The 12,616-nt window shown below is 57.9% G+C and carries 8 protein-coding genes and 1 pseudogene; 1 reads left to right on the top strand and 8 read right to left on the bottom strand.

The features are described from left to right. Positions 1-14: 14 nt before the first annotated feature. The 7 genes from ACI48J_RS11910 to ACI48J_RS11880 all read right to left on the bottom strand — a co-directional run bounded on the left by ACI48J_RS11910 (position 15) and on the right by ACI48J_RS11880 (position 9,894). Entirely contained in the window at positions 15-1,727 is a 1,713-nt protein-coding gene (locus tag ACI48J_RS11910; RefSeq protein WP_405082906.1) for a (2,3-dihydroxybenzoyl)adenylate synthase, read from the bottom strand. Then, a complete protein-coding gene (locus ACI48J_RS11905) occupies positions 1,724-3,049 on the bottom strand; it encodes an isochorismate synthase (RefSeq protein WP_405082905.1) in 1,326 nt (441 codons plus the stop codon). Before ACI48J_RS11905 ends, ACI48J_RS11910 begins: the two co-directional genes overlap by 4 nt. Before the next feature lie 22 nt (positions 3,050-3,071). After that, a complete protein-coding gene (locus ACI48J_RS11900) occupies positions 3,072-3,881 on the bottom strand; it encodes a 2,3-dihydro-2,3-dihydroxybenzoate dehydrogenase (RefSeq protein WP_405082904.1) in 810 nt (269 codons plus the stop codon). Between the two features lie 56 nt (positions 3,882-3,937). Next, entirely contained in the window at positions 3,938-4,804 is an 867-nt protein-coding gene (locus ACI48J_RS11895) for an alpha/beta hydrolase (protein WP_405082903.1), read from the bottom strand. A gap of 198 nt (positions 4,805-5,002) precedes the next feature. Then, positions 5,003-5,998 carry an ABC transporter substrate-binding protein gene (locus ACI48J_RS11890; protein WP_405082902.1) on the bottom strand — a complete coding sequence of 332 codons (996 nt, stop codon included), beginning with the start codon at positions 5,996-5,998 and terminating at the stop codon, positions 5,003-5,005. 44 nt (positions 5,999-6,042) lie between these two features. Further along, positions 6,043-7,269 carry an AraC family transcriptional regulator gene (locus ACI48J_RS11885; RefSeq protein ID WP_326056658.1) on the bottom strand — a complete coding sequence of 409 codons (1,227 nt, stop codon included), beginning with the start codon at positions 7,267-7,269 and terminating at the stop codon, positions 6,043-6,045. A 120-nt stretch (positions 7,270-7,389) separates the two neighbouring features. Continuing rightward, the gene (locus ACI48J_RS11880; protein WP_405082901.1) at positions 7,390-9,894 is read right to left on the bottom strand and encodes a WG repeat-containing protein; all 2,505 of its coding nucleotides are present in this window, start codon (positions 9,892-9,894) and stop codon (positions 7,390-7,392) included. A gap of 156 nt (positions 9,895-10,050) precedes the next feature. Between ACI48J_RS11880 and ACI48J_RS11875 the strand changes: the two are divergent. Further along, a pseudogene (locus ACI48J_RS11875) lies at positions 10,051-10,701 on the top strand (glycerophosphodiester phosphodiesterase); the annotation flags it as partial. 103 nt (positions 10,702-10,804) lie between these two features. Here ACI48J_RS11875 and dhaK read toward each other — a convergent pair. Then, a complete protein-coding gene (dhaK, locus tag ACI48J_RS11870) occupies positions 10,805-12,577 on the bottom strand; it encodes a dihydroxyacetone kinase subunit DhaK (RefSeq protein WP_405082900.1) in 1,773 nt (590 codons plus the stop codon). Between the last annotated feature and the right edge of the window lie 39 nt (positions 12,578-12,616).

Below are 12,616 nucleotides of genomic sequence, written 5' to 3'. Positions count from 1 at the left end.
CCCGCTGTGCGAATCTAGCTTTTAACTCCGGCTTCTTCCAGCAGCAAAGCCGCAATACGCCGGCGAAGCTCCTTCTTGCTCACCTTTCCGACTCCGGTCTGGGGAAACGAATCGATGAATTCGAACCGGTCCGGGATTTTGTAAGCGGCCAAACCCCGGCGGCGGAGGAAGGAACGCAGTTCGTCGCCTCCCGTATGAGGATCCCTAGACAAAATAAAAGCGCAGGAACGCTCGCCCAGAAATTCGTCGGGCATCGCCACGATGGCGGCGTCCCGGACGGCGGGATGGGCAAGCAGGTGGTTTTCCACTTCCTCCGTGCCTACTTTGTCGCCCCCCCGGTTAATCTGATCCTTGGCTCTGCCTTCCACCACGAGATTACCCTCGGGGGTCAGACGTGCCAGGTCTCCCGTCCGGTAAAAGCCGTCCGGAGTAAAGCTGCGCGCATTGTGCTCGGGGGCTTTGTAATAGCCGCGGATGGTATAAGGTCCCCGGGTAAGCAGATGACCGATCGTTCCCGGAGCCGCCGGACGATCCTCGTCATCGAGAATAAGCACTTCGTCAAGCGGTGACATGGGCCGTCCTTGTGTGCCCGTAATGACGCTTTCCGCATCATCCAGCCGGGTGTAATTCACAAGACCTTCGGCCATGCCGAAAACCTGCTGGAGCGTGCAGCCCAGCTCGGGCTTGACGCGCTTGGCCGCCTCCTCGCTGAATTTGGCCCCGCCTACTTGAAGAACCTGGAGCGGATGAAGGTTTTCGCCTCTCGTCCGGGCGGCCTCCAGCCAGACAAGCGCCAGCGGCGGAACGACGGCCGCAATGGTGCATTTTTCCTTCCTGATCAGCGGAAACACCTCGTCCGGACTGCCCGACCGCGCAAGCACGACCGTACCTCCGGCGTACAAGGTTCCGAGCGCCCCGGGCGAGCTCAGCGGAAAATTATGCGCGACCGGCAAAGCGGCCAGATATACGCTGCCGCCGTCCAGCCCGCATACTTCCGCGCTGCGCCGAAGACTGTATATGTAATCGTCGTGCGTACGCGGGATGAGCTTGGGAAGCCCCGTGCTTCCGCCGGACAATTGCAGAAAAGCGGTGTCTCCGGGAGCAGGCCCCGTATCCCGCGTATCCGGCAGCTTGTCCGGACCATCGGATGCTTGTCCCTCGGATCTGTCCGCCTGTAAGGGATATAATTTACCCGGAATAGCCGGAATTTCGCGTGCATACGTTTCTTCCAAACTCCGATGATCACCAGGATTTCCGGCTACGAGTACGTGACGAAGACCCGGAACTTCGGCTTTCACTTCCGAAGCCAGCGTGCGGTAGTCGAAGCCGGCGTACTTGTCGATGGTGATATAAGCCGCCGCTTCCGAATAGGAAGCGATATGAACAATTTCGCTCCGGCGATGGAGCGGCAGTGCAAAGACGGGGAGAGCACCGATCCGGAACAGCGCAAAAATCACATCAAAGAAAACCGGCACGTTCGGAAGCTGCACGACGACCCGGTCGCCTTTCCGGATTCCGAGCCCTTTCAAACCGGCAGCCAGCCGGTCGGCGTTCAAATCCAGCTCGGCGTAGCTGACACGCGCTTCACCGCCGACAATGGCGGTCCGGTCCCCATGAGCGGCGGCACGTTCGCGGAGCATCCCGCCGAACGTTTCACCGCGCCAGCAGCCCGCTTCGCGGTACTTCCGGACGAACTCGTCCGGCCAGTATGGATAATCTCCGCTCATACGCTCTTCCCTCCCCCGCCGCTTCCCGTCTCCGGGTCCATTCCCATCGCGAGAAGCAGCGTTTTGAGCTTCGAGGAGGTTTCGGCCAGCTCGGCAGCGGGGTCCGAACCTTCGACTATCCCGGCGCCCGCGTATAAAGTCACGGCATCCTCCCCGATCTCTGCGCAGCGGATCGTCACCGCCCATTCGCCGTCGCCCGCCGCATCGCACCAGCCGACCATTCCGGTAAAATACCTCCGGTCAAACGATTCGAGCTCGCGGATGGCGGTTCTCGCGGGACCTGTCGGGGTGCCGCACACCGCTGGCGTCGGGTGCATCGCGACCGCCAGTTCAAGGGAACTTGCCGCCGGTTCCAGCAGCTCTCCGGTCACCTTCGTGGACAGATGCCACATCGTTTTGGTCCCGATGACCGAAGGCTCGGCCGGTACATCGAGCTTCCGGCAGTAAGGCCGGAGCGCGGAGACTACCGCTTCGACCACAACCGCATGCTCGTGGCGGTCTTTGGCCGACAGCAGGAGCGCGTCCGCACGCCGCTTGTCCTCGGCGGGATCGCCGCTGCGGGCGGCCGAGCCGGCCAGGGGGTTGGCCGTGACCAGCTGGCCCGAGCGCGCGACAAGCAGCTCCGGACTGGCGCCGATCAGCGTACGGGCGGCAGAAGCCGGGGCCGCGCCTTGGCCCGGTCCGGCGTTGCAGCCGCTGCCGGCCGCTGCGGATTGCTGCCCCCGCAAAGGAACGGCAAACGTGCAGCCGCGCGTATTGCTTGCCGCGAGACGGCGCAGGAGATGCCCCGTTTGAACGGGCGGGCAATTTTCCAGCCGCAGCGAACGCGAAAGGACGACCTTGCGCAGTTTGCCGGACCTCAGCTGCTCCAGTCCTTTCCGCACCGCCGCCTCGTAATCGGATTCCGTTGGAAACGAGACGATGTTGAAGGTTCCGCCGTCCGCTTTCCCGTCAAAAACAGGACGGTCCGTATCGCCCGCAATCTCGGCAAGGACCTCCTCCGATTCCGGCAGGGGACCCGCCCACAGGGTTTGCAGCGGAACGAACAGTTCGGGTCTGACACCGCTGTTCACGGTGAACGGAATCGCGCCGACGATAACGGGTTCGGCGGCATTCCCCGCACGGACACCCGCCAGCAGGTCCGCGACCCGGCGGGGCAGCCGTTCCAGTTCTTCCCCTTTCCCTTCAACGGAAAGCCGGACAAGCTCCCCTTCCGCAAGCAGCGTCAGGCGGGGCGAGCCGAAATAAAACGCCGAGCCTTCGCTGTATTTATCGAGCAGGTCGGCCGGGGATAACAATTTTTCCTTTTGTCCCAGCATCATGTTTACCACTCCTTTTGATCTGTCAGCGGCCGAGCGTGGCTCCGCCGTCGATTCGGATATCGTGAAGCGTTATATGTCCCGCCTGATCCGACGAGAGAAAAGCCGCGGCCCAGGCGATATCCTCCGGAGTCGCCAGCTTTCCGAGCGGAATGCCCAGCTTGTACAGTTCCGGCGAGCCCGAAATCGTCTTGAATTCCCCGCTGTCGTCTTCCCACATGCCCCGCTGCATCGGTGTATCCGTCGATCCCGGAGAAACGATATTACAGCGGATTCCTTCCGCGGCATGTTCAAGACCCAGGCATTTCAGCATCATGGCCGCGGCGGCTTTGGAAGCGGCGTAGGCGCTCATGCCGTAACGCGGCACGGTCCCCGCATTAGAGCCGATCAGCACGATCGACCCCCTGCGGCGACCGGACATGCGGCTGATGACGGAGCGGCACACATAGAAGGCGCCGGTCGTGTTCACGGCGAATGTCCGCTCCCACTCCTCGTCGCCGAGCGTTACGCCGGTTCCGTGCTGCAGCACTCCCGCCGCATGCACGAGTATATCGACCGGTCCCTGCTCACGCTCGATACGGGCAATGACTTCTTCCACGCTCCTGCTGTCCGACACGTCGGCCGTATAGGCTGCGGCGGAGGCGCCCGAGCTTGTCAGATCTTCGGCTGTCCGCTTCACCTTCTCCTCTTGGAGATCTACGGCGGCAATTACGGCGCCCAGTCCTGCAAAAACGGCTGCCGCCGCTTCACCGATGCCTTGGGCGGCGCCCGTCACGACGGCAACTTTACCGGAGATTCCCGTGTACGGCGCACCTGCAAACGGGCTTTCTTTCATCCTTCAATTCGCTCCCTTCCAATGGCTGTATTGTCAGGCTCCTTCTGCCGCTTTCGTTAGGGGCGGGAAGCGAACCTCAGCCCCCGGCTGATCAATCCGGGAAGAACGGAGACATGCCCTTCCTCTTCGAACGAATGCCATTGTGCGGTTAAACCGCGGCTCTCCATTTTAGAGAGCCTGGCGGCCAGCTCTCTCGCCATCCCGTAATTGCCCGAGGGATGCGCATTTTCCAGTTCGCCCATCGCAATCAGCGCCCGGATACCCGAACTCCTCTGCAGCGAACCCGCGTCAAGTGCAGCCGTAAACAGCTTCTCCCGCTCGTCGAGCCATTCGCGGTTCCAATGGATGGACGGGCTGCCGGCGATATAGGTACGGAAATATTCCGGTCTTGTAAAAAGCGTATGCAGGACGAACAATCCTCCAAGGGAATGACCCATAATCGTCTGATTCGCGCTGTCGACGGGGTACTCCCTTGCGATGGCCGGTTTCAGCTCTTCCTGAATAAATTCGAGGAAGGCAGCCGCGCCTCCCTGCTCCGGAAGCACCGTTCCGTCCGGCTTGCGCGTATACTTGGCTGTCTTTTCCGGCGTGTAATCGAAGTATCGCTGCGGATGAAACGGTTCGTCCGTCGGATACCCGATCCCTACGACAAGCGCCGCTTTGACGCCCGTCACTTCGGGACGCCGGCATTGAACCCGCAATGCCTCCGCTACGGTGGCAAATACCGAATTGCCGTCCAGGACATAAAAGACGGGGTAGCCCGCCGCAGGAGGCGGTCCCGGCGGAAGTGCCGTCATAATCCGGTAGGAAAGATTCGTTCCGGACGAACGCATCACCCGCTGTTCGGTGTTCGGAATCTCCACGCCGCCATACGCCGTCTTTCCCTGAAACGTTCTGCGGCTTGTTTCCACACGTGAAACCATTCTTTGCGGCCTCCTAGTAAAGAAATGTAATCAACCATTAAGTGATATTGATAATCATTTTCATTTAAAATTATATAGGCTCCTCTCTCGCCGGCACATGGAAGAAATCCGGAATTTATTTGGTCAAAATCCATTTTTAACAAATATAATTACAGAAAAAAACCGTGTCCGGGCTAATCCCGAACACGGTTCTCTCCATCATTTTGCAATCAGCTTAACCACATCGTCGATCATCATTTCGTCCGCAATCATTCCGCTTCCCAGCCAGTATTCGCTGTTCACCTCATAAGCGTGACCGGCCTGGACGGCAGGTATCTTTTTCCAAAACGGACTTTCGGTGATTTCTTTCATCCGCTCCGTCCCCTGGCCGTATTGGTTCATCATAAATATGTAATCCACATCCAGATCCGGCAGCACTTCAAGCGAGATGGCCGCGGAGTTTTTGCCGTCCACCAGCTTGGACATTCCGAATCCGAGCTTATCGTGGACGACAGCACCGGCCAGATATTTGCCGCCCATCAGGCTTACGCCTCTGCTCGCGAAACGGATGACAGCGGCCTTTTTACCCGGCGCAGCCTGCTGCAGCTTCGCTTTCGCTTCCTGCACTTTCTTATCGTGGGCCTGCAAAGCTTGCTTCGCTTCTTCTGTCTTGCCCAGCAGCTCGCCGAGCTTGCTTAGTGAAGCAGCCGGGTCGCTTGAAGCGTTTTTGAATACATACGTCGGAGCGATCTTGGAGTATTTCTCGTAAACTCCGTTGGATGCGTACGATTCGGTTTGCAAAATAATCAGATCGGGCTGAAGCTCCGTCACGACTTCCGGAGAAGGGGCGCCGCCCGAAAAGTCAAGCTTGGGCACCTGGCTCAGCTTTTCCTTCAAGTAACTGTTGCCTTGTCCTCCCGCAGACCATTGGGCGATCGGAGTCACTCCAAGCTTTGTGAGCGAATCTTCCAAGTAGGGCGCAAAGACCCGTTTGGGAGAAGCGGGCACCTTGACGGTATGGCCAAACTCGTCCGTAAACGTCCGTTCCTGTCCGCCGGCCGCACCGGTGGGTGCCGCCGAAGCGCTTGTGTCTCCCGCTTTGCCGTCAGCGGTTCCCGCATTCGGATTAGCACCGCAAGCGGTCAGCATCAGAGCGGTGCATATAACGGCGAGCACCTTCACCGTAACGATTTTATTCAAGAAATGATTGCGCATAACTAAGCTCTGCCCCCTATGATAATGATTCTCATTCACAGGAATTATAAGTCAGCGGGAGGGCATCCGCCATGCACATGATCCAGAAAGGCGTTTGGACATTTTCCCGTAAACAGCAGCATCGCCTCATCCAGCATACGTGCGACGGCGACCGGGGAATATTCCAGCCAAGGATCGGCCGATATGGGATAAATGCTTCCCGAACGGACCGCTCCGATCGTTTTCCACTCGGGTGAATGCTGAAGGGCAAGCCAGTAAGCCCTCGACTCCGATTCCGGGCAGACCAGGACGAGAATCCGGCTTGGATCAAGCGCTTGGATATCTTGCGGCCGGATCGGGGCCGACTGCTTGCCGGGCGAGACCTGCCGCAGGTTCAAATCTTTGAAAAGCACATCCTCCATGCCCCGGTTCGTGTAGGAATACAGCCCTTTGCCGTAAAGCCGCACGATCAGGATCCGGTCATCTCCAAGCGTCCCCTCCGACTGAATACGGGCCTCATCCGCAAGCTTGTCGTAGCCCCGGATCCACTGCTCCGCTTCGTCGGTACGTTTCAGAAAAACCGCGATAAGGCGCAAATACTCCCGCCAGCCAAGCTGTCGTGAAGTCGGGACAAAAAGAGCGGGCGCGATTTTACTGATCGTATCCTGCTGCTCGTCGCTTAATCCGTCCCCGGCCACGACGGCATCCGGCCTCAGACGCGCCATCAGATCCGCGTTTTCCTCGAAGGTGCCCGTAATATAAGGGTCGGTCAGCTTCAGCGCGTATCTGATTTTTTTCCGGTACGAGTAGTAATAATGAGCCGTCCACTTGGGATCAAGCGGAGCCGCCAGCGGCGTCAGGCCGAGGGCGATCAGATACCCGGTCATGTCGGGGGACCAGGCCGCGATCCGGTGTTTCGAACTCCGCGCGAACTCCGTAGGTGACATACCCACTTCCTTTTTAAATTTCCGGCTGAAGTAGTACTCGTCCTTGTATCCCACACGCTGGGCGATTTCCCTCAACAGAAGCGGTTCGGGCTCGGACAAATAACGTTTGGCCCGGTTGATCCTCAAATCGGTCAAATAGTCCATGGCACTCTGGCCGAATGTTTTTTTGAACAGATCGACAAAATATTTCGGACTGACATGAACGCGTTCGGCAAGCTGCCGGACGGTCAGTTGCTCGTGATAATGCGAATCCATATACACCCGGATGTCAGTCAGGTATGGTCTCGTGGCCGCCGCGCGTTCTCCGCGACCTTCGATGCGTGCCGCTGATTTGCTCGGCTTCATCTGCATTCCCCCTCATCTGGGATTTATATTAATCGACGTCGCGATTCCCCTGCTTCTCTCTATTTTAAGTTAAATGATAATGATTATCAATGATAACAATAAAAGAAAAACGTTCCCCCCTCAAGCATGAAACGCTTTCCAAAACTCTCCCTCCCGGTCGACGATGGCCCCAATCCGGGCAAAAGGGATGGTGAAAGTCGGAAAACCGGCGGCATACGGGCCGATATCGTACGGAAAGAAATAGAGATGAAGAGCATCCTCGGTCACATAAAACGGCTGATCCGGCTTAATGCCCGTATAGCTGTCCGTAAACACGTACGCATATTGCGGGTCTTCTTTAATCTGCCTGCCCACGATACCGCTGAGTATGCGGACATAGTCGCTTCCCGGTTTAAACAAATCTTTGAGCGCATACATGCGGCCGTTCTCCAGGTTAAGGATCGCAACCGTTTTGGAAGGCATGCCGTGGGCGGCGCCAAACGGGTATTTGTACCCGGTCAGTTCCAGCTCAAGCAGTTTTTCCTTGTAAAAAGCGATCTCGAAATCGCCTGAATACGAAGAATCAAGCTTCCGGTCCCCGGGAACCGGCTTCACCTGGCTCCATTCCTTCAGTCTGTCGTTGACCGTACGCTGTGCCGTCCCGTCCTTCATGCCTTCGACCTGCGGGTAGTAGACGAGATAGTCGCGGTTCGGCTTATATTTGCCTTCTCTTACGGCGTAAGGCGCTGTCAAGGAAATGACCGTATTCTGTTGCCAGATCACCTTGCCGGTCCGGTTCAGATAAGCCAGCCTGCGATCGGTGTACGCTTTGATCAGCCCTCCCCGCTCGAGCGTGAGTGAGCCGCTTCCTTCCACTCTCGGATAGCCCGGCGCCGGTTTGCCGCCTCGGTTGACGAAATAGGTTTGTTCGGCTCCCGCCACCGAAGCTAAACCGTCCTTGAAGCCGGAAACCTCGTCGTACAGAAAATCCGACAGCTGCGCTCTGTTCCAGTCCGCGATCGCGTAAACCGAACCGAGGAAAGGCTGTTCGGGATCTAACGCCCTGCCGAGTGCAAACCGCTTCTCTCCCAAATCCCGGATGTCGTTGTAAGCCGGTTTGATCACATACCGGCCCGCATTGTCGATGCCGCCGTATGTCCACTTGTAGTCTTCCGACGCGCTGACAACGGCACGGCCGTCATGGAAAGGCAGTCCCACCGTAAAGGATGGCGCAATCACGACTTTCCCCCGTTCATCGATGTAGCCGTACTTGCCGCCGGATGTTTGCTGAAACGCCAGAAGGCCGTCTCCGTTCGGACCGACATACGCGTACGGGTAGGACACCAGTTTGCGGCCGTCCGAAGCGATGAGCGCGTAGTCGCCGTCCCGGATTTTCACGACGGCCCGGCCGCCGTGAAAATCGTTCGCTTCCTCGTACTGCGCCGGGATCACCTCTCTGCCCTGCACGTCGAGATAGCCGTACCTGCTCGTTCCGGTATCGCCGCTTCCCCCTTCGGTGACGTAGAAAACGGCTCTCCCGTCCTCCATATCGGCGATGAACGAATAGGCACGCCCGGTCAGAACTTTGCCCTTCTCGTCGATCAGCTTGAAGCCTTCGCCGTCGATGACGACCGCCCGCCGACCGGAAAACGGATGGATCGAATCGTAAACAGGCGGCACGACAAAATGCGCCGACCGGTCGATCAGGCCGTACTTCCCGTTCTTTCCGACGACGGCGAGTCCGTTCTGCTGAAAATCTGCGGCGTCCTCGTAAATCGGCCGGATCGCCAGCCTTCCGTCCGGATCGATGTAGCCCCATTTCAGTCCGGACGTTGTTTTCAAGGAAGCGGGCAACAGGGCCGGCATCCGTGCTTCGGGCGATCTGCCGAGCGCCGCCAAAATGTTCAGCCGGAGCTCCAGCAGTTTTTCACGCGAAGGAAAGGGATTCGGAAAAGATAGCGCTTTCCGGACCGATACCAACGCCGCTTCCGGCAGCCCTGCCCGGTACTGGGCGTCGGCCAGATAGTACCAGTAAAACGTATAATCCGGATGCCGCCGGGTCATCGCCTCGTAGTACCGGACCACACGCGGAAAATAATAGGGATAGACATCCGGCGCCGGCACAAACGCCCCGTTGCTCCACCTCAGCACCTGGACGCTGTAGGCTTCTCCCGTATCATGAATCCAGAGCGCCACTTCGGCTTTTCCGTCAGGCCCGACAAGACCCGGCATATCCCCCACTTCGATATAACTGTAGCTCATGTCCGCGGGAGCGGCGTCTCTAAGCCCTTCCGGTGTCCATTCGTAAACCGACAGCTTCGACCAGATGGAACCGATCTGCCAGCCTACGAGCAGATTGTCCAGACCGGCCCGCAGTACGGGGGCGGACGACAGCAGCGTTACGGCGTAGCCGGTTCCTTTTACAGCCGCCGCTTTCAGCCAAACGCCGTCCCGGTAAGTCAATACAAGCAGGTACATTTCACCGTTTAACCGGTAAACCGCCGCAATTTCCGGTATACCGTCTCCTGTTAAGTCGGCCAGGTGAATCGCAGTGTGCGGGGCGGGTTTCTCTATCGTCATCAGTTTCGCACCTTCGGGTAAAAACCCCGATACAAGCGAAGTCACCTGCATCTCTTCAGCCGGCATAGGCGATCCTCCTTTTTCCCGTTTCTTCGCCTAATCGTATGCGCACCTCCGGCAGATATGCTTGCATACGGTGAAATTCGTTTGAAGCAAGTTCGGCGGGGACGGCACCCTATCCACAGTCATAGCCGAGCTGTACGGACCTTGCGGATACGTCCCCTGGATTGCCGGACTCCTGCCTCCGATAAAACCGTTGATTACACGATGGCGCAGCTGAAAGAACTGGATATCGGCTACGGCTATACCCCCGATCACGGGCAGACGTATCCTTTTCGAGGCAAAGGAACAGGGCTTATGCCATCTCTGGGGGAAGTGCTTGAGTTATTTCCCGACTGTTCTTTTCTGATTCATATTAAAAGTAACGATGCCGCGGAAGGTAAACAGCTGGCGGGGTTTCTGGCGGTACGGCCGAAAGAACAACTGGACCGGCTCACCGTATACGGAGGAGACGAACCTATTGACGCGTTAAAAGCGGAGCTTACCGGAATACGGGTAACGTCGAAAGCCACGATGAAAAGCTGTCTTATCCCCTACATAGCCGCAGGCTGGTCGGGCTATATACCTTCGGCATGCGAACGGACACAGCTGCACATTCCGGAGAAAATCGCGCCTTGGTTATGGGGCTGGCCGGACAAATTTCTGAACCGGATGGACGGGGCAGACACCCGCGTTATCGTAGTCGGAGGAGATGGCAGCGATTTTTCCGGCGGCTTCGATTCCCCTGAAGACATCAAGCGGCTGCCCTCCGGCTATACCGGCGGAATCTGGACGAACCGCATAGACAGAATCGCTCCGCTATACGGAAAATAAGGTTATGGAGACGCAAAGCGAATTGCTGCGCCTCATCGGCAAAAAGAACCGGCCCCTTAAAAGAGGCCGGTTCTTTAACGTTTCGCAAGGACAACTGGCATCCTCACTCCGGGTATTTAAGCGCTTTGGCGAGGACCGTGAAAATAACCCCCAGCGCATGCGCTCCCGCATCGGGATAGCCGATACTCCGCTCGCCGACGGTTCCCGCTCTGCCCATCCGGGCGACAATCGCTTCCGTCTTCTTCGCCCCCTCTACCGCAGCTTCTGCAGCCGCGGCTCCGGCCAGCTTCAGGTCCGTGCCTGCGGCGCTGCTCGCCTCCCACGAGTCGGCGTAAGGAACAAGCGCATCGATCAGCGTCTTGTCACCGACTAGCGCTCCCCTGCCGAACGATCTTTCTCCCGTATCCTGAATTCCTTTGACTGCGGCTTGCAGCATCTCAGCGATATCCGCCGCATCCAGACCGGCTTTGCCTCGGACGCTTCTGCCCGCCGCCCGGAAAGCCGATCCCCAGATCGGGCCGGAAGCGCCGCCGCAGTGCTCCATAATAATCAGGGAGCAGGCATCCAAGAACGATGCGATGTCCGAAGCCCGGGCGGTCAGTTCGTTCCATTCCGTTTTCAACTGTTTGAAGCCTTTCGCAACGCTCATGCCGAAATCGCCGTCTCCCGCATGCGCGTCCAGCTCGCAGAACGGCACCTCGTTTTCGATAATGATTTCACTCATCGTATCGATCAGATAAATCATATTGTCCAGAGACAGCCTGCCGTTATGAATAACGGCGCTCTCTTGCGGAGTCACAACGTTGAAGGAAACCGGCTTGTCCCCGAGCGCCTCCTCGGCAGGAACGACTTCCGCGAAGCTCGCAGGCTCCGTATATTCACGGACCGTGAGAGCCGGCGTATCGCATTCCGCGCGGAGCAGGTTTTTCAGCTCGTCGTCGAGCTTCATGAGGGTGAGCGAGGCGCCTTCCATGTCGATGCTGGTCATGTAATTGCCGACAAGCGTTTTATATACGGCAACATTCCGTGAGGCGAGCTCCCTTTGTACGGAATGATTAAGCAGATAAAGCTCCTGCAAGGGAGTGCCTCCGAACCCGTTGACCAGCACGGCCACTTCCGGCGGATGATCATCGTCTCCGGGCAGGCTCTGCAGCAGCTCGGCTACCATTCTGCGGGCCAGGTCATCGGCCGTAAGCACACTTTCACGCCGGATACCGGGTTCGCCGTGGATGCCCACCCCGTACTCCATTTCATTCTCTTCCATGGAGAAAGTCGGACTGCCTTTGGCCGGTACCGTGCAGGAAGACAAAGCGAATCCGATGCTTTTCGTACGGTCCACGGCCTTCTGCGCCGCCTGTTTGACCTGCTCCAGGGACATCCCCGCTTCCGCGGCCGCGCCCGCTATTTTATGTATGAGAACCGTTCCGGCAACTCCTCTTCTCCCGACGGTGTACAAGCTGTCCTCTACGGCAATATCGTCGTCCACTTTCACAAAATCGACTCGTATGCCGTCTTCGCCCGCAAGATGCGCCGCGTTCTTGAAGTTCATGATGTCGCCGCTGTAATTTTTGATAATGAGAAGCGTTCCCTTCCGGCTGGCCGTTGAACGGATCGCCTGATACACCTGAATCTGGGACGGAGAAGCGAAAACATCGCCGCAGACCGCGGCATCCAGCATCCCTTTGCCCACAAATCCCGCATGTGCGGGTTCGTGCCCGCTTCCCCCGCCGCTGATCAGCGTCACTTTATCGGGACGGATCGTTCTTTTGCGGATGATCGTATATTTACGGTCCAACTCCAGATTCGGATGAGCGAGCACAAAACCGCTGCACATCTCTTTAACCAGGTTTTCCGGCTTGTTCATCATTTTCTTCATCGTTCCGCTCCTCTCGTTGTATCCAGCGTGACGCAAGTC

Source organism: Paenibacillus chitinolyticus (assembly GCF_045038035.1).
GTDB lineage: Bacteria > Bacillota > Bacilli > Paenibacillales > NBRC-103111 > Paenibacillus_F > Paenibacillus_F chitinolyticus_A.
This window is presented reverse-complemented; position numbering and strand designations above follow the sequence as displayed.

What these genes read in the sequence shown, in the direction of transcription:
- ACI48J_RS11910 (WP_405082906.1), bottom strand. Translation starts at nt 1,727, where the DNA reads ATGAGCGGAGATTATCCATACTGGCCGGACGAGTTCGTCCGGAAGTAC.
- ACI48J_RS11905 (WP_405082905.1), bottom strand. Translation starts at nt 3,049, where the DNA reads ATGATGCTGGGACAAAAGGAAAAATTGTTATCCCCGGCCGACCTGCTC.
- ACI48J_RS11900 (WP_405082904.1), bottom strand. Translation starts at nt 3,881, where the DNA reads ATGAAAGAAAGCCCGTTTGCAGGTGCGCCGTACACGGGAATCTCCGGT.
- ACI48J_RS11895 (WP_405082903.1), bottom strand. Translation starts at nt 4,804, where the DNA reads ATGGTTTCACGTGTGGAAACAAGCCGCAGAACGTTTCAGGGAAAGACG.
- ACI48J_RS11890 (WP_405082902.1), bottom strand. Translation starts at nt 5,998, where the DNA reads ATGCGCAATCATTTCTTGAATAAAATCGTTACGGTGAAGGTGCTCGCC.
- ACI48J_RS11885 (WP_326056658.1), bottom strand. Translation starts at nt 7,269, where the DNA reads ATGAAGCCGAGCAAATCAGCGGCACGCATCGAAGGTCGCGGAGAACGC.
- ACI48J_RS11880 (WP_405082901.1), bottom strand. Translation starts at nt 9,894, where the DNA reads ATGCCGGCTGAAGAGATGCAGGTGACTTCGCTTGTATCGGGGTTTTTA.
- dhaK (WP_405082900.1), bottom strand. Translation starts at nt 12,577, where the DNA reads ATGAAGAAAATGATGAACAAGCCGGAAAACCTGGTTAAAGAGATGTGC.